This is a genomic window from Polyangium sp. 6x1 (assembly GCF_029946515.1).
Taxonomy (GTDB): Bacteria; Myxococcota_A; Polyangia; order Polyangiales; family Polyangiaceae; genus Polyangium.
Genome location: NZ_JARZHH010000001.1, coordinates 402,144 through 427,423 on the forward strand (window position 1 = coordinate 402,144; position 25,280 = coordinate 427,423).

At 66.8% G+C, this 25,280-nt stretch carries 25 protein-coding genes and 1 pseudogene; 12 read left to right on the top strand and 14 right to left on the bottom strand.

The annotated features are described in order from the left end of the window. Window positions 1-23 precede the first annotated feature (23 nt). A complete protein-coding gene (locus QHF85_RS01480; RefSeq protein WP_281325194.1) occupies window positions 24-1,622 on the top strand; it encodes a hypothetical protein in 1,599 nt (532 codons plus the stop codon). 97 nt (window positions 1,623-1,719) lie between these two features. Beyond that, entirely contained in the window at window positions 1,720-2,631 is a 912-nt protein-coding gene (locus tag QHF85_RS01485; RefSeq protein WP_281325195.1) for a hypothetical protein, read from the top strand. 54 nt (window positions 2,632-2,685) lie between these two features. On the opposite strand, the gene QHF85_RS01490 is transcribed toward QHF85_RS01485, so the two are convergent. From QHF85_RS01490 to QHF85_RS01520, 8 genes and pseudogenes are all read right to left on the bottom strand, one after another. After that, a complete protein-coding gene (locus QHF85_RS01490; protein ID WP_281325196.1) occupies window positions 2,686-4,140 on the bottom strand; it encodes a thrombospondin type 3 repeat-containing protein in 1,455 nt (484 codons plus the stop codon). Between the two features lie 100 nt (window positions 4,141-4,240). Further along, window positions 4,241-5,377, bottom strand: a complete 1,137-nt coding sequence (locus tag QHF85_RS01495; protein ID WP_281325197.1) for a glycosyltransferase — start codon at window positions 5,375-5,377, stop codon at window positions 4,241-4,243. After that, window positions 5,374-6,366 (bottom strand): alpha/beta hydrolase family protein, encoded by a 993-nt coding sequence (locus tag QHF85_RS01500; RefSeq protein WP_281325198.1) that lies wholly within the window; start codon window positions 6,364-6,366, stop codon window positions 5,374-5,376. Before QHF85_RS01500 ends, QHF85_RS01495 begins: the two co-directional genes overlap by 4 nt. A 4-nt stretch (window positions 6,367-6,370) precedes the next feature. After that, window positions 6,371-7,210, bottom strand: coding sequence for a UbiA family prenyltransferase (locus QHF85_RS01505; protein ID WP_281325199.1), 840 nt, complete (start codon window positions 7,208-7,210; stop codon window positions 6,371-6,373). A gap of 296 nt (window positions 7,211-7,506) precedes the next feature. Next, window positions 7,507-8,022 carry a GNAT family N-acetyltransferase gene (locus tag QHF85_RS01510; protein WP_281325200.1) on the bottom strand — a complete coding sequence of 172 codons (516 nt, stop codon included), beginning with the start codon at window positions 8,020-8,022 and terminating at the stop codon, window positions 7,507-7,509. Between the two features lie 83 nt (window positions 8,023-8,105). Then, window positions 8,106-8,756 carry a hypothetical protein gene (locus QHF85_RS01515; RefSeq protein WP_281325201.1) on the bottom strand — a complete coding sequence of 217 codons (651 nt, stop codon included), beginning with the start codon at window positions 8,754-8,756 and terminating at the stop codon, window positions 8,106-8,108. 148 nt (window positions 8,757-8,904) lie between these two features. Continuing rightward, window positions 8,905-9,060: pseudogene (locus QHF85_RS49755) on the bottom strand (GNAT family N-acetyltransferase); the annotation flags it as partial. Between the two features lie 83 nt (window positions 9,061-9,143). After that, window positions 9,144-9,782 (bottom strand): hypothetical protein, encoded by a 639-nt coding sequence (locus QHF85_RS01520; protein ID WP_281325202.1) that lies wholly within the window; start codon window positions 9,780-9,782, stop codon window positions 9,144-9,146. Window positions 9,783-10,005: 223 nt separating this feature from the next. Between QHF85_RS01520 and QHF85_RS01525 the strand changes: the two genes are divergently transcribed. From QHF85_RS01525 to QHF85_RS01540, 4 genes are all read left to right on the top strand, one after another. Next, a complete protein-coding gene (locus QHF85_RS01525) occupies window positions 10,006-11,007 on the top strand; it encodes an amidohydrolase family protein (protein ID WP_281325203.1) in 1,002 nt (333 codons plus the stop codon). A 415-nt stretch (window positions 11,008-11,422) separates the two neighbouring features. Continuing rightward, window positions 11,423-12,334, top strand: coding sequence for a polyprenyl synthetase family protein (locus QHF85_RS01530; RefSeq protein ID WP_348652706.1), 912 nt, complete (start codon window positions 11,423-11,425; stop codon window positions 12,332-12,334). A gap of 25 nt (window positions 12,335-12,359) precedes the next feature. After that, window positions 12,360-13,262: a UbiA family prenyltransferase gene (locus QHF85_RS01535; protein ID WP_281325205.1), complete on the top strand. Its 903-nt coding sequence runs from the start codon at window positions 12,360-12,362 to the stop codon at window positions 13,260-13,262. Window positions 13,263-13,279: 17 nt separating this feature from the next. Then, window positions 13,280-14,638 carry a cytochrome P450 gene (locus QHF85_RS01540; protein ID WP_281325206.1) on the top strand — a complete coding sequence of 453 codons (1,359 nt, stop codon included), beginning with the start codon at window positions 13,280-13,282 and terminating at the stop codon, window positions 14,636-14,638. A gap of 21 nt (window positions 14,639-14,659) precedes the next feature. Here QHF85_RS01540 and QHF85_RS01545 read toward each other — a convergent pair whose 3' ends face one another. Both QHF85_RS01545 and QHF85_RS01550 read right to left on the bottom strand, forming a co-directional pair. Then, entirely contained in the window at window positions 14,660-15,799 is a 1,140-nt protein-coding gene (locus QHF85_RS01545) for a PAS domain-containing protein (RefSeq protein ID WP_281325207.1), read from the bottom strand. A gap of 421 nt (window positions 15,800-16,220) precedes the next feature. Then, on the bottom strand, window positions 16,221-17,138 hold the full coding sequence (locus QHF85_RS01550; RefSeq protein ID WP_281325208.1) for a MerR family transcriptional regulator: 918 nt from the start codon (window positions 17,136-17,138) through the stop codon (window positions 16,221-16,223). Window positions 17,139-17,257: 119 nt separating this feature from the next. On the opposite strand from QHF85_RS01550, the gene QHF85_RS01555 reads away from it, so the two are divergent. Then, window positions 17,258-17,497 (top strand): hypothetical protein, encoded by a 240-nt coding sequence (locus QHF85_RS01555; protein ID WP_281325209.1) that lies wholly within the window; start codon window positions 17,258-17,260, stop codon window positions 17,495-17,497. Between the two features lie 5 nt (window positions 17,498-17,502). Here the strand turns inward: QHF85_RS01555 and QHF85_RS01560 are convergent, their stop codons facing one another. Then, complete coding sequence (locus tag QHF85_RS01560; RefSeq protein ID WP_281325210.1) at window positions 17,503-18,471, bottom strand: hypothetical protein; 969 nt, start codon at window positions 18,469-18,471, stop codon at window positions 17,503-17,505. A gap of 104 nt (window positions 18,472-18,575) precedes the next feature. On the opposite strand from QHF85_RS01560, the gene QHF85_RS01565 reads away from it, so the two are divergent. Continuing rightward, window positions 18,576-19,898: a cellulase family glycosylhydrolase gene (locus tag QHF85_RS01565; protein WP_281325211.1), complete on the top strand. Its 1,323-nt coding sequence runs from the start codon at window positions 18,576-18,578 to the stop codon at window positions 19,896-19,898. On the opposite strand, the gene QHF85_RS01570 is transcribed toward QHF85_RS01565, so the two are convergent. Together QHF85_RS01570 and QHF85_RS01575 are read right to left on the bottom strand one after the other, a co-directional pair. Continuing rightward, the gene (locus tag QHF85_RS01570) at window positions 19,882-20,853 is read right to left on the bottom strand and encodes a D-2-hydroxyacid dehydrogenase (RefSeq protein WP_281325212.1); all 972 of its coding nucleotides are present in this window, start codon (window positions 20,851-20,853) and stop codon (window positions 19,882-19,884) included. The genes QHF85_RS01565 and QHF85_RS01570 overlap by 17 nt on opposite strands. 8 nt (window positions 20,854-20,861) lie before the next feature. Continuing rightward, window positions 20,862-21,032 carry a hypothetical protein gene (locus QHF85_RS01575; protein WP_281325213.1) on the bottom strand — a complete coding sequence of 57 codons (171 nt, stop codon included), beginning with the start codon at window positions 21,030-21,032 and terminating at the stop codon, window positions 20,862-20,864. Between the two features lie 100 nt (window positions 21,033-21,132). Between QHF85_RS01575 and QHF85_RS01580 the strand changes: the two genes are divergently transcribed. The 4 genes from QHF85_RS01580 to QHF85_RS01595 all read left to right on the top strand — a co-directional run bounded on the left by QHF85_RS01580 (window position 21,133) and on the right by QHF85_RS01595 (window position 25,122). Then, window positions 21,133-21,576 (top strand): hypothetical protein, encoded by a 444-nt coding sequence (locus tag QHF85_RS01580; RefSeq protein WP_281325214.1) that lies wholly within the window; start codon window positions 21,133-21,135, stop codon window positions 21,574-21,576. Window positions 21,577-21,670: 94 nt separating this feature from the next. Further along, on the top strand, window positions 21,671-23,356 hold the full coding sequence (locus QHF85_RS01585) for a DNA mismatch repair protein (RefSeq protein ID WP_281325215.1): 1,686 nt from the start codon (window positions 21,671-21,673) through the stop codon (window positions 23,354-23,356). A gap of 1 nt (window position 23,357) precedes the next feature. Beyond that, a complete protein-coding gene (locus QHF85_RS01590) occupies window positions 23,358-24,320 on the top strand; it encodes a hypothetical protein (RefSeq protein WP_281325216.1) in 963 nt (320 codons plus the stop codon). A gap of 55 nt (window positions 24,321-24,375) precedes the next feature. Then, window positions 24,376-25,122 (top strand): hypothetical protein, encoded by a 747-nt coding sequence (locus QHF85_RS01595; RefSeq protein WP_281325217.1) that lies wholly within the window; start codon window positions 24,376-24,378, stop codon window positions 25,120-25,122. On the opposite strand, the gene QHF85_RS01600 is transcribed toward QHF85_RS01595, so the two are convergent. Then, window positions 25,114-25,266 (bottom strand): hypothetical protein, encoded by a 153-nt coding sequence (locus tag QHF85_RS01600; protein WP_281325218.1) that lies wholly within the window; start codon window positions 25,264-25,266, stop codon window positions 25,114-25,116. The genes QHF85_RS01595 and QHF85_RS01600 overlap by 9 nt on opposite strands. Between the last annotated feature and the right edge of the window lie 14 nt (window positions 25,267-25,280).

A 25,280-nucleotide genomic window follows, 5' to 3' on the forward strand; every position in this document is an offset into this window, starting at 1 on the left:
GCATGAGTACGGAGTCGGCGCTCATGATGAAGCGAATGCGCGACGTCGCGACCGTTACCGCGTTATGCACGGCCCTCGGTGGCTGCTCGCGTGATCTCGTGTTCGGGCGCGAGCCGCAGTTCGGGTACCCGCGCGTCGGCATGTCCGGCATCGGGAACGGCCGCATCCTCGTCGAGGCGGTGCCGGAGGGCTGTGGGGTCGAATGCCTCGACTACTGGGGCAAAGGAATCGCCCTCCGGCTGCGGGCGGTCCCCGACGATCGTTCGACGTTCGTCGGCTGGGCCGGCGCGTGCTCCGGTACCGACACCTGCGAGCTCATGCCCGAGCAGTTCTGGATGACGGCAACGGCTCGTTTTGCCGACCGCTCGTCGATGGGGTCGACCGTCATCGCGTCGCGGGCCAACCCGAGCGGCGCCTGGGGCCTCGCCATTGCAAGCACGGGAGACGCGCTCGTCGGCGGCTCGGACGACGCGTTCCTGTCACGCTTCGACGCGAACGGCGCCCGCGTCTTTCGCCTCGACGCCCGCGGCGCGTCCGCCCGCGCGGTGGCATTCGATCCGGACGGTAACGCAATCGCGGTGGGCCTCGCGCGGCGCCCCACGCGCGACGCCGCGGACGTCGCATGGCTCGGTCCGGTGGGCGATGCCCCGAACGAGGCGCCGAGCGCCTTCATTGCCAAAATCGCGCGCGACGGACGCGTGCTGTGGTCGCGCGTTTTTCCGTCATCGTTTTCCGCTTCGTTCGAGGCGGTCGCGGTCGGCCCAGCCGGCGACGTCTACGTCGGGGGCGGCTTCCAGGGGCGATTCACGATCGGTGACCTCACCTTCGACGATCCGAATGGCACCGGCCTCCTTGCGCGCTTCCAACCGGACGGCTCGCTCACATGGGCGCGCGCGGGCGGAGGACGCGGCGTGCACATGACCAGCGTCGCATTGACGCTCACGGGCGACGTCGTCGCCGCCACGGCGAGGACTTCTTCGCAACTGTCTCCCGTGGGCGCCGCCGTCCTCGCCTTCTCGACGCGGGGCGAGGACCGCTGGAGCTGGCATAGCGGGCCCGTCGAGCTCGACCTCGACGCGCTCACGCCCTTGGCCGTGGGCGACGTCGTCGTCGGGGGCAAGATCCGGGGGCCGGTGCGCCTGGCAGGTCATGATCATCCGCCGCTCGGGCGATTCTGGGAGGATGCAATCGTGCTGCGCCTCGCGCCGCCCGGCGTCGAGCGCTGGGCGCGTCGCTTCGGGGGGCCGGGACGTGATCATGTGACCCACCTCGACGGCGACGGGCGCGGCGAGCTGATTGCGACCGGGGCTTTCTCTGGCCCGATGCGCTTCGGCGATGCGGTGCTCGGAAGCGAGCGTTATGACATGGAGGAGCCCATAGGCACGACGTCGACGCGCGATGGCTTCGTCGCGGGCTTCGGTCCGAATGGCGAACCGCGCTGGGCAAACCGCTTCGGCCACGCGGGCGACGACACCGTGTGGGCCGCGGGCGTGGACGCGCGCGGTACGCTCCGATTGCTGCTCGAACACCAGGACGTGCGCGAGCAGAGAGAGGGCGACGGCACGATGATCTGGGATGAGCACGAGTATGCGCTCATCACACGCGGCCTTCCGCTCCGATGATCGACGGCACCAACGTGCGACCGAAATGGCCATCGCCGTGAGGCCGCCCCTCGCATTCCACAACCCGGATCTGCGGTGGGGGAGTATACTGGCCTTCATGATGATACGACGACTCGGAGTTCGGCTCGCAGGAAGTTCGCTGATGCTCGCGTGCGCGGCGCTCATCGGCTGTGGTTCGGACGTGGTCGTGCAGCCGCATGCACAGGCGACGACCTCGGGCACCAGCCCGGAGGATGGGTGGACGACGCTCATCGACACGAACTGGGAGATTGGCGGAGGCATCGAGAGTTACTGGTGCGCGACGAAGACGTTCCACGAGGACGTCTACATCAACGCCTTTCGCCCCCTTGGTTCGACGGGGACACACCACACGCTGCTCCTGTGGGCCTCGGGGGATCTCCCGGACAGCGAGGGCGTCTGCGGACCGACCCTCGACCAGAGCTTGCTCTTCGCCTCGGGCCTCGGCACGGACGACATGGTTTTCCCCGAAGGAGTCGCGCTCAAGATCCCCGCAGGGTCGCAGCTCCTCTTGAACCTTCACCTCTTCAACACGACCACGGATCCTCTCCCCGGCATTTCGGGCACGCTCGTCAAGACCCTCGATCCCTCCGAGGTGAAGCAGGAGGCCGAAATGATCATGCCCGGCGCCAATGCGATCTCCGTGCCCCCGAACAGCCCCGGCTCCGTGCAAAGCAGCTGCACCTTCCCGGGGGACGCGACGCTCCTCAGCGTATGGCCCCACATGCACAAGTACGGCACGCACATGCGCGTGACGCACCAGATGAACACGGGAGAGGTCACCCTCCACGACGCGCCCTATACCTTCACCGATCAGAAAAATATTCCGATCACCCCGGTCCCCGTCCTGCAGGGAGAGCGCGTTCACTTCGAGTGCTCCTTCATGAACACGACCTCGAAGACGATCGGCTTTGGCGTCAGCTCCGACGACGAGATGTGCTTCCTCGGCCTCTATCGATATCCGAGGCTCGTCTCCGCCTGCCAGAATTGACGGGCAGAGGGTCGCCCTCCCGATCCGAGCGAGAGCGACCCTGCGCCGTCCCGATCAGGGCTGATAAGGCTGCGTGTCGAACGCTCCGCCGTAATACAGCCCGACCTTCCGGTTCGACTCGGTCCCTGCGAGCCCGCAATTGCCGGCCGTTCCGTACACCTCACCGGTGAAGTCCGTGTAGGCGCAGAAGTTGTCGGCGACGTTGTGCAGGCGAACCGGGAAGTTCGCGTCGAAGCCGCCCTGATCGTAAGCCTCGAGCTTCCACCTCTGCTCGTCTTTGCCATCGCACGGCGCCGTGACCACGGTCCACGGACCGGCCAGGATGCCGGATTGGCTCAGGCACTCCCCGCTCGAAAGGTTCCGGAACCCGAAGGCGTCGCCGTCGGGGAACATCTCCCATTGCTGACGGGGATCCGAGGGCTCGCACGTGCTCGTGGACTCGACCTTCCCGTCGCCGAGGATCATGCACCGGTTCCCGACCTTGAAGCGAATGACGACGAAATCCGACTGATCGTCGCAGACGTCGCCGACGCCGTCGTGGTCGATGTCGGATTGGTCGGTGTTCGCCTGCTTCGGGCAGTTGTCTTCGGTGTCGGGAATCGCGTCCTCGTCGGCGTCGGCCCCCTGGCAGGAGCCCATCGCCGCGACCGGGCAGATGTTGCCGTGGCAGCTCCATTGCGGGAAATCGTAGGCGATCTTCGCGCCCGCCGGCGCGCACTCCTTCCCGTCCAGCGAATCGGCCGTGCAGGCGGCGTCGAAGCTGCCGCCGTTGCGCTTCTTGTCGCCGAGCACGATGCGCGAAGTGACGCTGCCCGTGAAATCACCGGTGACCGTGACGGTCCCTCCCTCGTTGCCATTGCCACTGAAGTCGGTGTCCTGAACCAACGAGCCCGTGACCACGAGGTTGAAGGTCCGCGGGACCGTCATTCCGCCCTCCTCGACGTCGATGGTGACGGCGTGCTCGCAAGCATCATACGTGAACGTGCTGATGGCACGGACGCCGCTCAGGCTGACGTCCCAGGCGACCTTCCCGGAGTCGCACTGCTCCAGCCAATCGCCCGTGCCCGAGGGGTTTTCACATCCGTTCAGCAGGCACTTCGTTTCGTCCTGCCAGAGGGCGAATGCGCGCGCCAGCTCTTGATTCGACCACGGCACCACCGGGTCGCAGCTCTCCTTGCAGGCCTCGCTCTCGACTTTGTAGTTGGCCTCGTCCGTGCCCTTCGACCACGCGATGCGGATCACGTTGAACCCGCACTTGGGCACGGCGATCTGACGGCTCGCATCGAGCTTGTTCGTGCAATTGCCCTCGTTGTAGTCGGGCACCGTGCCGTCGGTGGTGAAACAGATCACGGGCTCCTCGTCGAGGTTGATCACCTTGACGAGCGAGCCCACCTCCGTAAGCGTGGTGGCGCTCGGCGGATCGAAGTGCGGCACGGGGGTCTCGAGGGGGGTGCCGCCGCAGCCCACGGCAAGAAACGCGAGGAATACAGACGTAAACCAAGGACGCATGGCCCCAGCATATCGCCGATCGGCGCCATGCACTTTGAAAATCTGAAAACTTTGTAGAGTCTGCCTGCCTGCTGCACTGCGTCGTCCAAGGCGTGCATAATCATATTCGCACTTCCGAGGTCAGGTGCCCTCTGGACGTGCCGACGAGATGTTCGAGGATGGCCGCCACGGAATCGGGGCAGGCGAGCGCCGCCGTCCGCTCGCGGGCCTCGCGCAGGGCCGTAGGGCACGTCGAAAGGCGCCTGATCTCCGACGCGATTCCCTGGAGGCTCCCCGGGGACGTACCGATTCCGTGCTCGGTCAGAACACGAACGTTACGCTCCTCCTGTCCAGGGATCGCGCCGAAGAACACCAGCGGAACCCGGCTCGCGAGCGCCTCGGCAATGGTGAGGCCTCCAGGCTTGGTGATCACGACATCGGAGGCCGCGATCATTTCATCCATGTTGTGGACGAAACGGTGAATCGCGTGGAGAGGCCTTCGACGGGCGCACATGCGGCGGTAGAGCGCCTCGTTGTGCCCGCAGATGACGATGACCTGAAAATCCTCCAGGAGCGCGGCGAGCCTCTCGATGGCCTCGAATCCGAACGAGCTCGTCGCGAGGAGGACGGTAAACTGGTCCGGATCGAGGCCCAGCCGGCGGCGCGTGCTGGCTCGGTCGCGCGGAATCACGAATCTCTCGTCGACGGGAATGCCCGTCACGGCGACCTTTCGAGGCTCGACGCCGAGATCGAGCATCTTCCGCCTCGTGGACTCCGACGCGACGAGATAAAGGTCGACCCCTTTCGACAGCCAGATCGTGTGCACGTCGTAATCCGTCACGACCGTCACCAGCCTGGCGTCGATCGCTCTTCGACGGCGCAGCTCCCCCACGACCTCGGTCGACAAGAAGTGCGTCGAGACAATCGTATCGAATCGACCTTCCTCGATCAGGTTCACCAGCGGGCGAGCGCTGAGCGCGTGCCCCAGCCGCCGAACGCTCTGGATCATGGGACGCAGGGAAGGCGTGTCGGTGAAGTCGAACAACGTGGCCCAGAGCCTCGGGTGCTCCCGGACCATGCGCTCGTAGCCGCGGACGTATGCCCTTCGGAAGACAGGGTTCGTATACGCGAGCGCGTCGACGATCCTCGGCGAAAAGCCCCGTTTACGAAGGCCGTGGTCGAGGGCCTCGGCAGCCTTTGTGTGCCCGGCGCCGGCCGACGCGTGGAGGAGCAGGATCTTTTTCAGGGTGCCCGTCATGCAGCGGCGCTCGGCGCAAGTCGGGCGAAGGCATCCCACACGGCGCGGACGATCGCGCGCTGCTGGGTGAGCGAGACGCTGACGTGGCCCCCAGGCAAGTGGCGCACCTCGGCGCCCTGCCAATGCTCCGCGAGGCGCCGGGTGGAGCTCGGCGGGACGAAGCCGTCTTCCCGGGCGGCAAGGAGAATGGCGCTGCGAGGGGCGGCGGGCGGCGGGAGCGCGGTGATGGATGCCGGTGCGAGGACGTCACAGAGGCGCCTGCGAATGGCGGGAGAAGCCCCTGCGTCCGAGCCGAGGGCCCTCCAGTCGGCCATATCCGAGAGCACACCCTCCTCGAAAATGGGCGCCACTGCATGCGCGGCGGCGACGGGGATCGCAGCGAGGGGGCCCGGAAACAGCGCGGCCGTGTAAGCGGCGAGGCTGCCTCCCATGCTGAAACCCGAGATCCCGAGGCGCTCGTGGCCCCGCGCCCGCAGCCATTGCAGGAGGGCGAGGGATTCGATGGCGGCCGCCCGAAACATGAGGAGCAGGTCGATGACCGTGCGCACCGCCACGCCCCGTTGCCCCGGCGGACGACGCGCCCCGTAATAAGGGTTCTCGAGGAGCAGCGCCCCGATCCCGTGGCGCGCGAGGTCTTTGGCCAGCGAGCGGCGCCGACCAAACCCTTCGTCTCCCGAGGCGGAGAGCAGCAAGCACACGGGCGGATGCGGGCCGGCCTCAGCAGGAAGCACGAGCTGAAAGCGTGCATGGGAGCAAGCCGGAGGCATCGGCGATTTCGCGGCGGGGCTTTCGAAACGCCCCTCCTGCACGACGAGAGGCCCTTCGCGGAGGGTCGGCCCCAGCGAAAGGTCGTGGAGCTCGCCAGGGGTCCGAGGCGGCACGATCAGCGCGTCGAGCGCGGAGAGTGGCCCCCATCCGTCGGAGAAATACCGCGGGGATCGCGACAGGACGACCCGACCAAAGAGAGCGTCCAGCCAATGAATCCGCATGGCTCTACGGCACCGCAGAGGTGACGCGGCAAATCACGAGGAGCAGAATCCCCGCGAGAGCCGCGAGCCATTGCGCCTGATCGGTGACCATTCGTTTCTTGAAGCTCGACGGGAGCAGCACGAAGAGGACGCAAAGCGCCGCCACGGCGAGCCCGACGATCAGCCTTTGCGTGCCCGAGAGGTTCAGGAGGACGAGCGCCGCCACGCCCACCGAGGGCCAGACGAAGAGGTGCGGCAGAATGGGCTCGATGCGCCTGACGTCGACCACCGAGGCGGTGTTGCGGATGCCCGTCTTTCGATCGACCTCGAAATCACGGATCTCGTTCCAGAGGTCACCAGCCATGGAAATGGCGCAGATGAAAACGGCGCCGAGGGCCGCCGCGCGCGGGAGCTCTGCGGCGCGCGCATACGCGACGGTGAGAAACTGCAGCGTGCCCAGGAAGAGGCCGTGGGAGACGAGGTCGATGAAGGGCACGGCCTTCAGGCGAATTCGCTTGTACGAATACAGGAACCCGAGGGCCACGTTCAACCCTCCCAGGAGGACCACGCGCCCCCCGAAAGGCCAGAGGAGCGCGAGCCCAGCGAACGCGGAGAGCCAGCTCAACGCGAGCGCCTGGCCATGCGTGAGCAGATGGGCGCAGATGGGGTTGCGAACGACCTTCTGCGCATCCTTGCTGTCGTCCTCGGCGTCCTCGACGTCGTTGATGGCGAACGCGAAGATCGTCAGCAAGAGATTGCCCGTGAAGAGCAGGACGATGTCCCCCGCCGAGAGTCGAGGATTGAAGATCGTGCCGAGCGCGACGAGGGCAATGGTGTTGCCATAGAACTCCTCGACGCGGCTCAAGCGAAGGGTACCCAGGAACGGCCTGGTGCCTGTTGCGAGCTGGTTCATGTAAGGAAGGCGCTTGAAGCCCACGTGGGATTAAGCGTTTGAACGCGGTCCTGTCAAGCCCATTCGTGGCGGACCCCGGAGGAGCACCGCTATTCCCCGCGCCCGCAGCGTGTTTTGGTAACGCTGAAAGAATCCACCAGCCGCGCCGACCTCCGGCCTGCCATTACGTGGTTTCCTGCGCGACGGGGAATGGCGGTGGACGTGTTCTCTTTCGGAGAGCTTTCAGAATGAGCCGTACGCGCGCCTCGTCAACGCGGCGACGGGACCCGTTCGTAGATGATCGTGTCCGGGCCCGGCGCTTCGATCGCGGAGCGCGTGAATCCGAGCTTCTTCAGGAGGCCAATCGAGGCGGCGTTCGCCGGGGAGACGAGCGCGATCACCTTGCGGAGGGACAGCGCCTCGTCCGCGATCCGGAGCACCGCCGATCCCGACTCGAAGGCGTACCCGCCGCCGCGGAACTCCGGCAGAAACGCATAGCCGATATCGGTATCGTCATATTGCTCGCGCTTCAAGAGCCCCGACATGCCGATGAGCTCTTCCGTTTCCTTCAAGGCCACACCCCAGAGGCCGTACCCATGGCGCTCATAGCTAGTGATCGGCCCGTTGCGCAGGTAGGCCTCGGCGTCCGCGAGCGTGCGCACGCCGCGATCGCCGATGTACGCGAGGAAATCCGGATCGTTGACCAGGCGGAAAATGAACGGCGCGTCTGCCAGCGTCAGTTTGCGAATCGTCAGCCGTTCGGTCGTTGCAAGCGCGCCGTTCATGAGGATGCCCTTTATGAACGTTTCATGACGTCAGGGCAAGAGAGAAGGAGGGAGGCGCTCGACGCGGCGAACGTGGGCGGGGCTCAGTACTCGCACTCGTCCTCGCCCCCGTCGCTCTGCCTGACCGAGATCGAGAGGTGGTAGCCGTAATAGGCCTCCTTCGGCCCGCGAACGCGCAGATAGAGGCCCTGCTCCTTCGGCCCGTCGTACGTGTCGAGGAAGATGCGGCCAATGTCGCTCTGCGCCGAGGCCACGAGCTGCAAGGTGCCGGGGCTGTAGACGTCGATCTGAATCGTGTTCTCGGGTCCCGCGGGCGGATCGTAGCCGTACGTATAGGTCTCGCCATCCCCCTCCTCCACGAACATCGGGCACTGCGAGGCGCCGGCGGCCGTCGCGCGAATCGAGAGCAAGTCCGGCCTGAAGGGCAAATCCGACGTCCGTACGAAGTACCAGTCCTGGTCTTTATTGCAAAGGAACGCAGTCGCGGTCGTATGGGCCATGCCCCAATCCGCGTCGACAAAATGATAGGCCAGTTCCGTGGCGCTCGATGGCCTGTTGTTCTTCTCGTACGGATCGACCTGGTGGCAGAGCGGGACTCTTTCCCATCCCGCCACGAGCGCATCGCTCCCCACGCCCTCGATGTCCTCCGGCGCCGGCGAAACCGAGCACGCCGCGGCGCTCGCAGCGATGATGGCGCTCAACCACGACAGTGCAATTTTCTTCCGTAATTGCATATGCTTCTTCCTTCAGGTCCCCCATCCTTGGAGGACCCGGGGGCAAGGTAACGGAAACGTGTCCGCCCGATAACACGCGAAGCGATCGAATCCTGCTCTGCGGCTGCGTAACCTTTCGTGAGGCGCTGCCCGCCTTGCCCCTGGCGAGCGGGCCGTCTTGGAGGTATCTCCCCGCGTCCTCGAGCGTGCGCACGCCGCGATTGCCGATGTACGTGAGGAAGTCCGGGTCGTTGACCAGCCGGAACATGAACGGCGCGTCCGCCAGCGCGAGTTTGCGGAGGGTGAGCCGTTCCGTCGTCGCGATCGTGCCGCTCCTCTATGACGGCTTGGTGGGGTCAGGGGAAGAGAGGAGCACGGAGGGTTTCGACAGGGCGAACGTGGATGGGCTCAGTACTCGCACTCGTCTTCGAACGCGTCCGTCTGCACGGCGACGGACAGCTCGTATCCGTAATGGGCCTCCTTCGGCCCATGAACGCGCAGGTACAGGTCCTGATCCAGCGGCCCGTTGTACGTGTCGAGGAAGATACGGCCGATGTTGCTCTGCGCCGAGGCGACGAGCTGCAGGGTACCGGCGCTGTACACGTCGATCTGGATCGTGTTCTCCGGCCCCGCAGGCGGATCGTAGCCGAACGTCCAGGTCTCGCCCTCCTCCTCGTACACGTACATCGGGCAATGCGACGCGCCGGCGGCCTTCGCGCGGATCGACAACCAGCCCGGCGTGTACGGCAGATTCGACGTCGACACGAGGTACCAGTCCTCGTCGTTCTTGCAGATCGACGCGGACGCGCCCGTATACGCGCCCCCGGTGTCCACCGACCACCAATAATCGGGGTCCGCCGGCTCGAAATAGATCCAGTTATAGTCGAGGCCCGTGGCGGTCGCTTGCTTGTTGTTCTTCTCGTAGGGATCGCTCTGGTTGCAGACCCCGACGCCCCCTCCTCCCACGACGAGCGGGTTGGCCTCCACGCCCTCGATGCCCTCCGGCGACGGCGAGGCCGAGCAGGCCGCAGCGCTGGCGGCGATCATCGCGACCACGCACGAAAGTGTAAATTTCCTTTGCAATTGCATATTCATCTTCCTTCGGGTCCGCCATCCTCGGAGGACCCGAAGGCACGGTAACGGAAACCTCTCCACCCGAAAACACGCGACGCGATCAAATCCTGCTCCGCGGCCGCGCAGCCTCTTTCTATGGACGGTCGCCGCCTTGCCCCTTGCCGTGGGGTCGAGAACGCCGCTACCGTCGAACCCCATGCACGCCCGCCGCAGTCTCTGCGCGCTCGCCCTGCTCCTCCTGACTGCGCTCCCCGCGTGCCGCAGCGAAAACCCTCCCCCACCCGCCGCCTCGACCACGCCGCCCCCGGGCGACGGCGAAATCCTCGACGCGCACGTCCACCTGACCGATATGGAGGCTGTCCCCGCGCTCCTCGGCCTGCTCGATCAAAAAGGTGTCAAGCGCGCCGTGGTCCTCGCGACGCCGGATGCGACGGCGGGGCGCGGCGGCAAGGGGCTCGCGGGGTATCAACGCGGCAACGAGGTGGTTCTCGCGGCCGCTGCGGCGCATCCGACGAGGCTCATCCCTTTCGTGACGCTCGATCTCGCCCACGACCGACCCGAAACCCTGGATGCCCTGCTCGCCCGCGGCGCGTGTGGCGTCAAGCTATACGACGGGCATCACGCGTTCCACGAGCGGCCCCTCGACGATCCCTCGCACCGGCCGCTCTTCGCGCGCATGGAAGAGCGGGGCGTCCCCGTCCTCATGCACGTCAACACGGTGCGCTTCCGCGCCGAGCTCGAGGGCGTCCTCGGCGCCTTCCCGAAGTTACGCGCCATATGCCCGCACCTCTGCGGCAGCCGGACCGATCTCGACCGATTCGAGTCGATCCGCGACGCATTCCCGTCGCTGCTCTTCGACACGAGCCACGGCTCCAGCGACGCCGCCGCCCAGGGTTTTACGTATCTCGAAAAGGAGCACGACCGGCTGCGAGCGATCCTCGAAAAGACGCCGGAGCGATTTCTTTTCGGCAGTGACCTCGTGACGGTGCGTGCGGGGCCGACCTGGCGAGAGGAGTGGGACATGCAGGTGAGCGCGAACCTCGGCCTCCTGCGGGACGAGACGTTCACGTTCTGGCGGCAGAACCCGCAGGGAGGGCTGTCGCCGGCTCCTTATCGAGGACAGGCCTTGCCAGCGCCATTGCTACAAAAAATCCTCGGCGAGAACGCGCGGCGATGGTTGGACCATTGCGTGCGGTGAGGGCAGCACAAGCTGCCATCGATGCAGGGCACGGCGGCCCTGGCGTGGCGGAGAAGTAAAGCTCCCCCGTTCCTTTGAACACGAAGCAAGTTTCCGACGCTACTTCCGTCCTTGGCGCTCACGCCGTGGTTGTGGTATGTGACATTGCTCGCGTGAATCGCTCACGCGATACCGAAAATGTCCGGATCGATCCAGGCTCTCAGGGAGAGCTCGTGGGTCGTCGGGGTCTGCCGTTGAGTGCATGAGGTTTGGGTCGTCCGCGATTTTTCGCGGACGAGTCGAGAACAACATCCATCATCCGTGGCGAGCACCGCGCGCTTCGGTCTCTCCGGCCTATGCCGGAGCGTCCATGCGTGGCCGTCGACGCGCGATCGGGCACGCGCGCGGGGGTTCGCTCCGCCTTTTGGAGGCCGCAATGACAATGAATGTCGAGCCAGACCGTTCGTTCGATCTGGGAGCTTATTTGAGCCTCCGTCGAGCGAGGATCGATGCGACGCTGGAGAGCTTTCTCGCCTTCGAAGAGCCTCGCGCCCTCTACGAGGCCATGCGCTATTCGCTGCTCGCCGGCGGGAAACGACTGCGCCCCATCCTTTGCCTCGCGGCCTGCGAGCTCACCGGCGCGCGGGCCGAGATTGCCCTGCCCACGGCGTGCGCCATCGAGATGATCCACACGATGTCGCTCATCCACGACGACCTGCCGGCGATGGATGACGGGGATTACCGGCGCGGCCGCCCCACGAACCATAAAATGTACGGGGAGGCGCTCGCGATCCTCGCCGGCGACAGCCTGCTCGCCCATTCGTTCGAGCTCATCGCCCGCCACACCGTCGGCGTCCCGGCCAAACGGACGCTCGCGGTCGTCGCCGAGCTCGCCCGAGCCGCGGGCCCGCGTGGCCTCGCAGGCGGCCAGGTAGAGGACCTCGCGCACGAAGGCAAATCCGATCTCGGCGCGGACGTGCTCGAAGACATCCATACCCGCAAGACCGGGGCGCTCCTCGAGGCGTCGGTCCTCTCGGGGGCGATCCTGGGCGGCGCGGATGCGCCCACCAAAGCGCGCCTCCGCCGATATGCGCGGAGGCTGGGGCTCGCCTTCCAGATCGTCGACGATATCCTCGACGTCACGTCCAGCCGCGAGGCGCTCGGCAAATGTGTCGGAAAAGACGCGTCCGCCCGGAAAGCGACCTATCCGAGCGTGCTCGGGCTCGCGGAGTCCCGCCGCCTCGCGGAGATGCTGATCGCGGATGCGAGGAGCGACCTCGCCTGCTTCGGCGACCGCGCGACGCCGCTCTTGGCCCTGGCCGAATCGCTCATCCAAAGCCTCAGTTGAGGCCTCGCAGTCACGAGGCTTTGTCATGAACGTCTTTCCTTCCGACACACGGCCCGTGCGCGCCGTGACAAACCCTTTCGTGCGGGAGCTGTCGCTCTTCTGGTCGTTCGTCGCGGGCGACCTGTCCTCCGCGGTCGTCCCCGCCTTTCTCTTCACGCTGGCGGCGTGGAAGGCGGCGGGCGCGGATCGAGCGCGGCTGCCGGGCGTGATCGCGCGCAGCCTGCTCTACTTCGCTCTCTATATTTATGCCTTTTGCCTCGCCAACCAGGCCACGGGGCTCGAAGAGGACCGGCGCAACAAGCCTCACCGGCCTCTGGTGGCGGGGCTCGTGTCGGTGCGCGGGGCGTGGTTGCGCTGGGGCGCGGTGATGGCGCTGTTCACCCTGGCCGGCGCCTGGCTCGGGGTGATCGAGTATGCGCTCGGCTGGCAGCTCATCATCCTCGTGCATAACGTCGTGCTCGGCGCGCGCCACTGGGTCGTGAAAAACCTTTGCATGTCGCTGGGGATCCTCGTCCAGCTCGCCGCCGCATGGCAAATGGTCACGCCCCTGTCGCCGCTCGCATGGCGGTGGATCCTGCTCCCCGCGGCCGCGATTTTTCCCCTGGTTTCCGTGCAGGATTTGCGCGACATGACGGGGGATCGCGCGGCGGGTCGGCTGACGTTCCCGCTCGTCTTTGGCGAGCGCGCGACCCGGATCCTGCTCGCCGTGTGCTTCGGACTCCTGCCGATCGCCGTTCACGTCGCGCTCATGCAGCCCGTGGGCGCGCGTGGCTTGGCATGGGCCTCGGATGCCGTCCTCGGCGCCGCCTCGCTCACCATTGGGATCCGGGTGGCTTTCTGTCGCACCCCGAAGGAGGATCACATCACCTATCTCCTCTTCACGGGCTGGTATTGCCTGCTCCTGACCACCGCCGTCGTCGTCCTCTGAAGGAATCGAGGTACACCATGAAAACCGCATATCCGCCTGGCCCCAAAGGGCTGCCCCTCCTCGGCAGCCTGCTCGACCTCCGCAAAGACAAGCTCGGATTCCTGACGAGCCTCGCCAAGACCTACGGCGACTTCGTCCATTTTCGCGTGGGCCCGCGCAACGCGTATCTCGTGAGCCGCCCCGATTGTGTTCACGATATTCTCGTCGAGCACCCGAAGAGGATGCCGAAGGAGTGGATCCACCAGCGAATCGTGGCGCCGTTCTTCGGCAACGGCGTCGTCACCTCGAACGGCGCGGTCCATGCCCGGCAGCGCAAGCTGGCGCAGCCCGCCTTCCAGCCGCGCCGCCTCGACAATTATTGTCGCATCTTCGTGGAGCAGACGCTCCTCGGGATCGAAGAATGGCGCTCGGGCGGCGAATACGACATCGACAACGAGATGCTGCGGATGACGATCCAGAACGTCAGCTTGACCTTGTTCAGCGCGGACGCGATGGATATCGTCCCGCGCGCCGCGGCGGCGATGACCGACATCCTCGGGCTCCTCGGCAGGGAGTACGACGTCGCGCTCCCGATCCCGATGTGGGTGCCGAGCGAGTACAATCGCCGGAAGAAAGCAGCCATCCGTGAGCTCAACGATATCGTGATGAAATTCGTGGAGGACTGGCGGAAGACCGGGCAGGACAAGGGCGACCTCCTGTCGATGTTGATGCTCGCGCACGGCGAGGGCGGCGACGTGACGCACGACGACCTGCGCGACAACATGATCGCGATGTTCTCCGCGGGTCACGAGACGACGGCGTTCACGCTGGTATGGACATGGATCATGCTGGCGCGATATCCCGAGGTCGAGGCCGCGCTCTGGGAGGAGCTCGACCGCGTGCTCGGCGGGCGCCCTCCGACGGCCGAGGATTACCCGAAGCTCGTCTATACGCAGATGATCATCAAGGAGACGTTGCGCATCTACCCGACGGGCTGGCTCCTGTTCCCGCGCGAGACGACCGAGGACGTTGCCCTCGGAGAATATACGATCCCGAAGGGAGGCATGATCTACGTCTCGCCCTACGTGATTCATCGAAACCCGGCGTATTTCCCGGATCCCGAGCGCTTCGATCCGGAGCGCTTCCGGGCGGGCGCCGACAAGCAGCTCCCCCGCGGGGCCTACATTCCTTTCGGGCTCGGTCCGCGGGTATGCATGGGTCAACACTTCGCCACGATGGAAGCCGTGCTCATCCTGGCAACCGTGGCGCAGCGGTATCGGGTGTCGATCCTCGCGAAACAACCGCTCGTGCCGAGTGGAAGCCTTGCGCTGCGGCCGCCCCGAGGCGTGAAGGTGCGGGTCACCGCGCGGCAGCCCGCGTCGGCCGCGGCAGCGTAATCACTCCGGTCGCAGATTCTCCTACCTCCGCCCGTTCTCCCGCATGCGGCGCATGCAGAGCGCGAGCGCGTCGCGCAGGCTCGACAGCGTGAGGATGCTGGACATGTCGATGCCCATGCTGACCATCGTCTGCGCGACGCTCGGCCGGATGCCGGAAATGATCCCCTCGGCGCCGAGCAAACGGACGGCCCCGATGATGGAGAACAGATGGCTCGCCGTGGCCGTATCGATGATGTCCACGCCCGTCAGATCGAGAATGGCAAACTGCGCGGACATACGGTTGACGGCATTGAGCACGTCATCCATGACCCGCGCGGCGCGGCGGCTGTCGACGACGCCCACCATGGGGAGCGTGAGCACGTGGTCCCAGACCTGGATGATGGGGGTCTCCAGGTTCCGGATCACCTCTTGCTGACGCTCGATGAGCGCGAGCTTCGCTTCGAGCTCGGCCTTGGCCTGCTGCAGCTCGGTGACGTTGAGCGACATGCCCACGGTCCCGATCACGTTCCCGTCCTCGTCCTGCACGGGGATGACGCGGTTGTCCCAGTACTGGCTGTTGTCGTTGCTGACGTGCCGGCTCATCGCGCCTCCGAGGGCCTTCCGCAAGCCGGCGGTGGCCTCCGGCGGGTAAAGCGCCATGGCGTTCTTGCTGATGAGATCCTCGGGCTTGACGCTGGAGAGCTCCAGGCCCTTGCCGTCGGCATATGTGCACATGCCTTCTTTATCGGTGGCCCAGACCATGATTTGAAGGTTGTCGAGGATGACGCGCAGCACCTGCTCGCGACGACGCGCGAAGGACTGCTCCTGGTCGCTCTCGATGTCCTTGGGCCGCAGCGACACGTAGACCCTATCGCCGGAGGACGCAGAACGCGCGTGGACGACGAATGTCCGGTACTTCACGCCCTTGCCGCCGAGGAGCACCGTGAACACCGACGGCGCGCCGCTCGCGACGAGCGCCGCCCACTCCGAAAGGAAGAGCCCGTAGTCCCCCGGATGCACCCGCTCGGAGAGCAAGGTCTGCGGCCCGACGTCTGCTCCGAGCGCGCTCACGGCAGCGTCGTTGACGTGGAGGCAATGCCCTTCGCGGCTGGCGACGATCAGCGCATCGGGGTGCTCACAAAAGAATTCCTGCAATCGTTCCGGATGGTCGATGGTCTGCATACCCCCACCGTGAAAGGCGGACAACCACATCCCACCACACTTCACAATACGCCGCTAGACGGAAAGCGCGGTCGCCGTGAATCGCGCTCGGGGAGGAGGGTGCGAAGCATCTCCCTGCGGCGAGGCGCGCGGGCGACGAGGCGACCTCATGTGGCCACCCGAGTGACCACGAGTCACTTCACGACCGCGAAACGCGCGACGGTGGATGAGGAACGAAATTTCTTGAACCGTGGGCGTGTATGTGTATCGCCCGCCGCGCGACACGCATGCACGCCCGTGGTCGAGAATTCCATCACGAGGGGACGACGGTCGCCCGATCCATGATTCGTGGGCACGAGATGCCCGCGAGCGCGTCGACTTCGGGTCCCCTTGAATGCTCTCGTAAAACGTGACGAATGACGTGAAGGGCTCGCTCCTCCCGTCAGCGTTCGAGAAACCTCGTGATCGCTGCGCCGAGCCAGCGGCTGTCCTCGTATGCAGGCGAGAGGGGCTCGCCCGTCATCACGGAGACGAGCTCCCAGTAGCGCAGCGTGCGTGGATCCTGCGTCCTTCGTAGCTGCTCCTCGAATGCGTCGTCGAGCTCCTTGCCGCTCGCGCTCGCGGCCTCGCGGACAAACCGCTCCGCGATCACGAGCGCCTCGGCGGAGTCGGGCCCGAGGCCCCGGGCCCGCGCCTCGCGCGCGGCGGCGACGGCCTCGCTCTGCGCGCGGAGGAGGGCCGCCTGGTCGACCTCTTTGCTCCACGTCACGGCCGCCATCACGCGCATGTTCGCGATGAACGTCGGATCGGCGAGGATCTCCGCGAGCTCGATCCACGCGTCGAGCTGCGCGGGCGTGGGATCGTCCGGCAGCTTCGGGGCCGTCGCATCGATCATCCCTTGCATCCACGCGCCGTCCATGGCCACGCCGTCGGCGACCTGTTCGTAAAAGCGGGTGATGACGGCCTTTCGTTCTTCATTGGAAAGTCGAGTCACGGTCCACAACCTCCGAAGATCGTTTTCGCTGGGCTCCCCACGAAGCGCGCCGCGGAGCGCGGCGGCGATGCGCGAGAGCGAGTTCACGTGGGCTTCGACCGCCGCGAGGCGCAGGCGGAGCGCGTCCGCGAGCGACAGGTCGCGGGCGAGCACCTTGCGGATCGTCGCGAGGTCGACCCCCGCTTCCCGGAGCGTCCGCACGAGCTCGACACGAACGACCTGCTCCTCGTCGTAAATTCGGTAATTGGCGCGCGATCGCCGCGCCGGCGGCAAAAGCCCTTCGTCCGAGTAGAATCGGAGCGTCTTGACGGGGATGCCCGTCCGTCGCGACAGCTCCCCGATGGTGAGCGCCTCCTTCTTTCGCATCGCGGCCACTCTGAGGTCTCCACCTGCTGGAGAGTCAAGCAGGAAAGACGAGAGGTGCGTCCGCGGCGTGACAGGGCCGATGCCTCCCATGCTGCCCTTTCACGTGATAACATCCTCGAATGGTCTGGCGTCGCCGGCTCCTCGTCGTCTCCGTCCTGCTCTCCGGGTGTGTGCACGCCCCGGACGAGCCGCTCACACCGGCGGAGCAGCAACGCCTGCTCGACCTGAAGCGCGATTCCGGGGAGAGCCGCAGTCCAGCGGACAGGTGCGCCAGTTCGACGAAGCTCGTGCGCGCGCAGGCCCGGCAGCGACAGTTCGATACGGTGGAGGGCTTCAGCACCCGCGGCTGCGGGCCGTAGAGCGGTCAGATGTTTCCGCAATTGAAGCGATAGGCGAGCTTCGACCAGTCGTTGCCGAGCACGTGGAGGCCGTAGTCGTTGCGCCATATCTCGTACACGATGGCCTCGGAATGTCCGTCTCCGTCGACGTCGCTCGTGGCAAGGATGTCGAAGCCGTCGGCGGCGCTGATTTCCTTGTCGACGCTCGCAAAGCCGCCTCCGCGCTCGACCCAGAGCGCGCCGCAGCTCCCGCACGGGCCTCGCGTCGAGACGAGGCGCTGCCCGCCCGCACGCAGGGCTTGCTCGATTCGCACCCCGGACGCGCCGACCCAGGGGCCCTCGGAGAGCTCGACGCCGCCTCCGCCGGCAGGCTGCGGCTTCAGATCGACCTCGGCCGTCTCGGGCCAGATCGCGAGGGCCCGGGGCGGCACGACCGGCTTTCCGGTGGCCAAATAAGGAATCGTCTCCCCGACGCACGTATTGTACATGCAGCAGGCCGGCCCGGTCGGAGCGATGTAATCGCGGCCCCCGGCTTCGTCGTGAAAATTGCGCGTGGACCGCACGACCGTGACGATGGCGGGCGCATTCGCATCCGTTCTCGTCGTGCGCACGCGCGCGGTCGCGGGCATGGCGAGGCCGCACGCCTTCCCCGTCTCGAGCTTGCCGCCGAGGGAGCACACGACGGGCACGAATCGGATCTCCTCGGAGCCCTCGGGGTTCGCGCCGAAAAGAAGGACGGCCGTGCGCGCGCGCTCGCGCTTGCCGGGCGCGTCGTCGCGGCCCACCGAAGGAGGCCCCGCTGGCGCGACCGGAACCGCCGCGGCGGGCGCGACCGTCGCCGAGGCCGTGGGAGCCGCCGGGGCGCTCGGCGGCGCGGGCGACGCGCCCTCGGTGGGCGCGGGCGGGATGGACGGGCCGGCGCATGCGGCGACGCCGACAAGGAAAAACTCGAGGGTGCTCGGCAGGGTGCAGCTCAGGATTCGTGGGGTGCGCATGTCCGGGAGCCCCGATGATACATCCTCGTCCGGATTCGCGTCTGAAAACCCGACACGCCTCGACGACGCCCGCTTCCGTATCATCTTGAACAGGGGGCGGACTCATGAGGTACTTCTTGCCGATGCTCGCCTGCGCCATCACGCTGCACGCAGAGACCACGACCGCCACGGGCTTCGTGCGCGTGGCCGAGGGCCGCTTCCTGCGCGACGGAAAGCCGTACACGTTCCTCGGGACGAATCTCTGGTATGGCATGAACCTCGGCGCCGAGGGACCTTCGGGAAATCGGGAAAGGCTCTCGCGGGAGCTCGACCGCCTCGCGGCCCTCGGGGTGACGAACCTGCGTATCCTCGCGGCGACCGAAGGCCCGGAGTCCGCGCCGTGGCGGATCTTGCCCGTGCTCCAGCCCTCCCCGGGCGAATACCGCGAGGATATCCTCCTCGGCCTGGATTTTCTGCTGAAGGAGATGAAGGCGCGCGGCATGGTCGCCGTGGTTTGTCTGAACAATTTCTGGCCCTGGTCGGGCGGCATGGCGCAATACCTGCGCTGGAGCGGCGCGGGGCCGATTCCTTATCCCCCGCCCGAGCCCGGGGGGAGCTGGAGCGCCTACCAAGCCTATACCGAGGCGTTTTACTCGAACCCCGCCGCCGTGGAGGTGTCCCACGAGCTCGTGCGGATGCTGCTCCAGCGGACGAATCGGTACACCGGCGTGCGGTACGCGGACGACCCGACGCTCATGGCCTGGGAGCTCGCAAACGAGCCTCGGGGCGGGACGAACGTCGAGGCGTTCCATGCTTGGATCGAGCGCACGTCGGGGCTCTTGAAATCGCTCGATTCTCAGCACCTCGTGACCACCGGCTCCGAGGGTGAGACGCCCTGGCCCCACGCGAGCGGCCTCGACGTCGTCACGAACCACCGGTTCGCCTCGATCGATTACGTCACGGCCCACGTCTGGCCGCAGAACTGGGGCTTTTACGATCCGACGCGGCCCCGGGAGACCTACGAGGTCGCCGTACGCGAAATGAGATCCTACCTGAAGCGCCACATTGAAAAAGCGCGTATCCTGGGCAAACCCCTCGTGGTCGAGGAGTTCGGGTTCCCGCGCGACGCCGGCAGCCATGATCCCGGCGCGACGACGGCCGCGCGGGATCTGTTTTATCGCGCCGTGTTCGACGTGGTGCTCGACGCCATTCGCGCGGGCGATCCCGTGGGCGGGGTGAATTTCTGGGCCTGGTCCGGAGAAGGACGCCCCCGCATGGCCGGAGGCCCGTGGCAAAGAAACGACCCATTCACCGGCGATCCGCCGCACGAAGCGCAAGGCTGGTACGGCGTGTACGACAGAGACCACACGACCCTGGATGTGATTACGGAGTATGCGCGGAACATCGCCGCGGCCGGGGGCGAGCGTGGGCTCAGAGCACCCGATTGATCAGCGCCCCTCCCCGCTCGAAGCGCCGCAAATTGTCCAGGAAATGCCGCACGAGCGCGAGGTGCTCCCCGCGCCGCCCGCCCGCCGAATGCGGCGTGATGAAGCAGTTCGGCGCGGACCATAGAGGATCCTCCGCCGGGAGCGGCTCGACCTCGGTCACGTCGAGATAGGCGCCGCCGAGCCTCCCACTTTGCAGGGCCTCCAGCAAGGCCCCTTGATCCAGCGTCGTTCCTCGCCCCACGTTGTACACGAAGGCCCCCTCGCGCATCTGCGCGAACCGCGCGCGATCGAGAAAGCCGCGCGTCCCCTCGTTCTCCGGCAACACGTTCACCACGTGGTCCGCCTCGCCCAGCGCACGATCCATGTCCCCTTCGTGCACGACCGTCACGCCTGGATCCGCCTCCGCGCGTCGACGAAACACCAGAAGCCGCACCTCGAAGGGCGCGAGCAGCTCCGCGAGCCGCCGTCCAATGGCCCCGTATCCGAGCAGGAGCACAGTTTGTCCCCGGAGCAAAAATGACCGCTCGCGCCGCGGAGCGCTCTCCCAGGCGCGCGTCGTTCGTTGCGCGTCGAGCGACTCGGGGAGCCGCCGCGCCATCGACATCATCATGGCGAGCACGTGTTCGGCGCATGGATCGGCATACACCGCGGAGCTCGTCGTGAGAGCGATTCCCTTGGACGCGAGCCCCGCGCGAATCGCGTCGACGTCATAACGCGTATACCCAGCGCTCGTCAGGTGGGCCCAGCGAAGGCGCGACGAACCGAGGAGCCCGTCCACGGCCGGCTGGCCGAACGCGACGTCGGCCGTGAGCAGCGCGGGATCGGGCGCGCCACTCGACAGATTGGAGGACGTCCGGGCGGACGCGAACACCAGAGAATGACCGGCCACGCCCTCGCAAAGCGCACGAAGCGCCTCGTCGGGAAAGATCGTGTCGCAGAAGATGGTCAGCGTCATCCGCGTCCTCAGCGTCGGAACAGCCGCCAGGCCTCGGCACCGTCGAACGGACGGGCGGGGATCAAATGGAGGGCCATCAACATCAGGTTCGTCGTCGTGAGCTCTCCGCCGAAGCACCCGGGCGGAAGGAGGCTCCGCCCGAAGTGGCCCATCACGAGGTAGCCGTCACGAATGCGCATTGCCATCTCCGCGAAGGAGTTTCTCTCAGCCAGGAACACTCGTCAACGGGCAGCCTCTCGACTTCGTCGCCGGATGTTGCTACGAGCGGGAGGAGCCTCGATGCTGATCCACGGCCAATGCCACTGCACGAATGTATCGTTCACGCTCGACTGGACGCCGGAGCCCTCGGAGATCCCCGCGCGCGCCTGCACGTGCTCGTTCTGTACGAAGCACGGAGGCGTGTGGACCTCCTGTCCGACCGGCACGCTCCGCGTGCGCGTGACCGAGCCCTCCCGTGTGTCGAAGTATGCATTCGGCACGAAAACCGCTGATTTCCACGTCTGCGCGAAGTGCGGCGTCACGCCGGTCGTCACCTGCCGCATCGACGGTCGCCTCTACGCCGTCGTCAATGTCAACACGTTCGACGGCGTCGATCCGTCGCTCGTCCGGCGGAGCGCCGCGACCCTGGACGGAGAGAGCGAAGAAGCGCGAATCGCACGGCGCAAGCGGAACTGGATCGCCCAGGTGGAGTACGAGGAAGCCGCGCCGCACGACGCGCCGTGATCCGTTCGAGGCACGCTCGGCGGGCTTGTCGCCGCGGGAACTTTCGGCGACCATGCGGCCTCCTTCACGGAACGTCCCCTTCTGCACGCCGCCCATGAAGCCCTCCCCACCCGCTCCCGACACCGCGCCGGCTCACGAAGTCCTGAGCCTGCTCCACCCCGATCCCATCGCGCGGCCCGACCTCGAAGAGATGCGTCAGGCCCTCTCGTTCGCATTCGCGAGCGGCGTCTCCGGCGGGCTCTTCAGCCAGGCCCTCGATCGAGCGCCGCTCGCGCCGTCCACGTGGGATCCGAAGAGCTTCGCGCAGGACCTTTTCCTGGAGGAGTTCGTCGCCCGCGGCTTCCGCGTGCGCGCCGGCGGCGAGCGCGACACGGTCGTGAACCGGGCATTCATCTTCCGTGTCCTCGCGCATCCGCCCTCCGACACCCGCGTGGCGGAGCACCGGCGCGAAATCTTGCGCGAGCTCTCCGGTTCGACCGTCTTTCGCCGCCAGTTCGAGGAGCTTTATACGCTCGCCTGCCGCCTGCGCGCGGCGCTCGAAGGCGCGACGGCGGGAAAGAAGTTCGACACGACGCGACGGCAGCTCGACGTGCTCGTGCTCGTCAAGGAGGCGTTCGACCGGATGAGCGAATCCTTCGAGGGCGCGAAATCCGGCCTCTCGGGCCTGCGCGAATTCGGCACCTCGGTGCGCGAGACCGAGGGATATCGATCGATGGTCGATCTGCTCGACTACGATGAGCACCTCGCGACGCTCGGCGTCACCATTCGCGTCGGCGCCGACGGACGCGTGCGGGGGTTCGAGGTCCGAAACCTCCGCGAGCGTCAGGACAACCCGTTCGTCCTGTCGCCGGCGCGAAGGTGGCTCGCCAAGATCGAGATGTTTTTCCGCGGCTACCGCTTCAGCGACGGCGAGGTCATGGCGCGCCTGCTCGACGCGGTCTTCGAGGGCATCGAGGCGCACGTCCTCCGGTTCATTCCGCTCCTCGGCGAGATGGAAGTGTACCTCGGCGCGCTCGGCTTTCGGGATCTCGCGGAGGCCGCGGGCCTCGAAGTGTGCCTGCCCGAGATTCGCCCGGACGTGGAGGGCACGAACGAACAGCCGCGCAAGCTGCTCGGGCTCTTCAATCCGCTCCTCGTGGCGAGCGGCGTCCGCGCCGTGCCGTGTGATCTCGTGACGGATCGGACGAGCGCGACGGTGCTCATCACCGGTCCGAACTCCGGCGGCAAGACGCGGCTCCTGCAATCGGTGGCGATCGCGCAGCTCCTCGCGCAAGGAGGCATGTTCGTGCCCGCGCGCGAAGCGAGCCTCGTGCGGGTCCCCGGGCTCGTCGTATCGCTGATCCAGGAGACGCGGGTGGATCAGAGCGAGGGGCGGCTCGGCATGGAGCTCGTGCGCATCCGCGCGCTGTTCGAGATGCTCGGCCCCGGCGCGATGGTCATGCTCGACGAGCTGTGTTCCGGGACGAACCCCTCCGAGGGCGAGGAGATCTTCGAGCTCGTCATCACGCTCCTCTCGAAGCTGCGCCCGCAGGCGTTCATCACGACCCATTTCTTGACGTTCGCGGCGCGGCTCGCCCGGGAAAATGCGATTGCCGGCATCCGGTTCATCCAGGTGGGGCTCGACGCGGCGCACCGGCCGACGTACCAGTTCGTCGCGGGCGTGGCCACGACGTCGCTCGCATCGCACGCGGCGGCGCGGCTCGGCGTGAGCCGCGACGAGCTCGAAGGGCTCATCGATCGCAACATGCGCGCGCCGGTCGTGCGGGCACGGGAGAGCTGACGTGGCGACGTTCCTGGTGACGCCGCGCATGAATCCAGCGCTCCGCGCGCGCGTGGAGCGGGCGGTCAGCCCCAAAGCACGCGCGAAGCATCACGCGGCGAACCTCGGAATGGCCTCGCCGTTCGCGAGCCGCGAGGGCTTTCGGCCCGCGAAGCTCTTGCCGCTGCTCGCGCTCGTGCTCATCGGGGGCCTCTTCGCGGCCATGGTGATTCACGAGCGGCGCGAGCTGGAATCGGATCGGGCCGCGCTCCTCGCCGAAATCGACGGGCTTCGCCCGGGGCTGCCGGCGGGGCACGAGGCGCTCGTCGGGGACACGGAACGGCTTCTCGTGGAGGCCGCGGCGGAGGCGGAGCCGCCGGAGATCATCGATCCGGCGCTGCGCGCGGCGGGCGCGCTCGACGCGACCTTGCGTCGACCTGCGCTCTATGTGCGTGCTCCGGCGGCGGAGCTCCGCGACGTGCGCGGCGTCGACGATGCGGCGCGTGGGTCGGACAAGGACGCATTCCTCGTTTGCTTGATGTACCCGCCCGCCTCGACGTCGGAGCGCGATTTGCTCGCGAAGGTGCGGGGCGTGTACTTCGCCGGAGCGAAGGTCGACGATGAGACGGGGAACGTGCGGCGGCTCGCGGAGCTGCGCGTTGGCCTCGCGGTGCTCGCGCCGGCCTTCGAGAGCTCGGTGCGGACCGCGCAGGATCGAAATGTGCTGAAGAGGCTACGAAAAGACCTGCAGAAAGCCCCGGTGGATCTCGCGAAAAAGGCGGCCTCCGCGGAGCTCCTGCTCGTCGTCGCGGATACCAAGGCCGGGGCACGCGTGACGCTCTTCGATCTGGCCGCGAAGAAGCCGCTCTTGCGGGTGCTCCGGCGACACGAGGAGCTCGCATTGTCTTCGCTGGGATCGACCCACCGCGAGGAGCTCGAAGCGTGCAGCCTGGCCGTCGCGGTGCGCCGCTCCGTGGCGGAGTGAATCTCGCGAAGCCCAGCGTCGCATCAAAGTTTGGGCGAAGGAAGCGTAGTGCATCATGACGACAAACCTCGTCCGGCCCCACCTCGCGCTCCTCGCCGCCTCTGCCATTTCGCTCGCCGCATCCTCCACGCAGGCCGAGCCGCCGCTGCGCGCTGCGCCGCCATCGGACGCGGAGGTCGTGCGGCGCATCGACTTTCTCCAGGCGCGCCTCGATCGTGGGACCGCCGCGGCGAATCGATGGTGGTATGGCTGGTACGGGGGGTGGACCGTGCTGACCGTCGGGCAAGGCGTGATCGCCATTGCCGTCACCGACCCGGGCCTGCGCACCGACGCGGCCGTGGGCGCGGTCGGCTCGTCCCTCGGCTTGATTCCCCTCGGGCTCGCACCATTTCCCGCCCGTCATGCCGCGGCCGATCTACGAGCGGTGCCGGCGTCGACGCCGGAGGAGCGGCGGACAAAGCTCGCGCGCGGCGAACGGCTGCTCCGCGAAAGCGCGGAGTCGGAGGTGCTCCGCCGCAAATGGTTCAATCACGTGCTCTGCGGCACCGTGTCGACGAGCGTCGGCCTGGTGCTCGCGCTGGGGTATGGCAGGCCGGTGACGGGGGCGCTGAGCGCAGTGGCCGGAATCGCGCTCAGCGAAGCGCAGATCTTCACGATGCCGACCGCAGCCATCGACGATTGGAACGAATATCGCAACACAGGCGGCGCGGGGAGCGTGGGGCGAGCGCGGCGGCCTGCGCCGGAATTTTCGTGGTTTGTCGCGCCCTTCGCCGGTGGTGCGGTGGTGGGTGGATCATTTTGACGGCGTCACCGTGAACGACATCAGCAACGATGCGACCGTCGCGTCGTGCGCGAGGGACAAATGGAGGCCCGGCGCGTCCTTCTGCGGGGGTGGCACGACGCGTTTCGCCACGTCGTCGAAGAGCGCCTGTGCTTCGTCGCGCATACCGAAGCGTACGG

Coding starts and splice junctions, on each gene's coding strand:
- QHF85_RS01555 (WP_281325209.1), top strand. CDS start 17,258: ATGGTCTGGCGTCGCCGGCTCCTCGTCGTCTCCGTCCTGCTCTCCGGG.
- QHF85_RS01535 (WP_281325205.1), top strand. CDS start 12,360: ATGAACGTCTTTCCTTCCGACACACGGCCCGTGCGCGCCGTGACAAAC.
- QHF85_RS01585 (WP_281325215.1), top strand. CDS start 21,671: ATGAAGCCCTCCCCACCCGCTCCCGACACCGCGCCGGCTCACGAAGTC.
- QHF85_RS01580 (WP_281325214.1), top strand. CDS start 21,133: ATGCTGATCCACGGCCAATGCCACTGCACGAATGTATCGTTCACGCTC.
- QHF85_RS01540 (WP_281325206.1), top strand. CDS start 13,280: ATGAAAACCGCATATCCGCCTGGCCCCAAAGGGCTGCCCCTCCTCGGC.
- QHF85_RS01495 (WP_281325197.1), bottom strand. CDS start 5,377: ATGACGGGCACCCTGAAAAAGATCCTGCTCCTCCACGCGTCGGCCGGC.
- QHF85_RS01600 (WP_281325218.1), bottom strand. CDS start 25,266: ATGCGCGACGAAGCACAGGCGCTCTTCGACGACGTGGCGAAACGCGTC.
- QHF85_RS01480 (WP_281325194.1), top strand. CDS start 24: ATGATGAAGCGAATGCGCGACGTCGCGACCGTTACCGCGTTATGCACG.
- QHF85_RS01520 (WP_281325202.1), bottom strand. CDS start 9,782: ATGATCGCCGCCAGCGCTGCGGCCTGCTCGGCCTCGCCGTCGCCGGAG.
- QHF85_RS01500 (WP_281325198.1), bottom strand. CDS start 6,366: ATGCGGATTCATTGGCTGGACGCTCTCTTTGGTCGGGTCGTCCTGTCG.
- QHF85_RS01530 (WP_348652706.1), top strand. CDS start 11,423: ATGACAATGAATGTCGAGCCAGACCGTTCGTTCGATCTGGGAGCTTAT.
- QHF85_RS01550 (WP_281325208.1), bottom strand. CDS start 17,138: ATGCGAAAGAAGGAGGCGCTCACCATCGGGGAGCTGTCGCGACGGACG.
- QHF85_RS01490 (WP_281325196.1), bottom strand. CDS start 4,140: ATGCGTCCTTGGTTTACGTCTGTATTCCTCGCGTTTCTTGCCGTGGGC.
- QHF85_RS01525 (WP_281325203.1), top strand. CDS start 10,006: ATGCACGCCCGCCGCAGTCTCTGCGCGCTCGCCCTGCTCCTCCTGACT.
- QHF85_RS01565 (WP_281325211.1), top strand. CDS start 18,576: ATGAGGTACTTCTTGCCGATGCTCGCCTGCGCCATCACGCTGCACGCA.
- QHF85_RS01485 (WP_281325195.1), top strand. CDS start 1,720: ATGATGATACGACGACTCGGAGTTCGGCTCGCAGGAAGTTCGCTGATG.
- QHF85_RS01515 (WP_281325201.1), bottom strand. CDS start 8,756: ATGCAATTACGGAAGAAAATTGCACTGTCGTGGTTGAGCGCCATCATC.
- QHF85_RS01560 (WP_281325210.1), bottom strand. CDS start 18,471: ATGCGCACCCCACGAATCCTGAGCTGCACCCTGCCGAGCACCCTCGAG.
- QHF85_RS01595 (WP_281325217.1), top strand. CDS start 24,376: ATGACGACAAACCTCGTCCGGCCCCACCTCGCGCTCCTCGCCGCCTCT.
- QHF85_RS01575 (WP_281325213.1), bottom strand. CDS start 21,032: ATGCGCATTCGTGACGGCTACCTCGTGATGGGCCACTTCGGGCGGAGC.
- QHF85_RS01510 (WP_281325200.1), bottom strand. CDS start 8,022: ATGAACGGCGCGCTTGCAACGACCGAACGGCTGACGATTCGCAAACTG.
- QHF85_RS01570 (WP_281325212.1), bottom strand. CDS start 20,853: ATGACGCTGACCATCTTCTGCGACACGATCTTTCCCGACGAGGCGCTT.
- QHF85_RS01545 (WP_281325207.1), bottom strand. CDS start 15,799: ATGCAGACCATCGACCATCCGGAACGATTGCAGGAATTCTTTTGTGAG.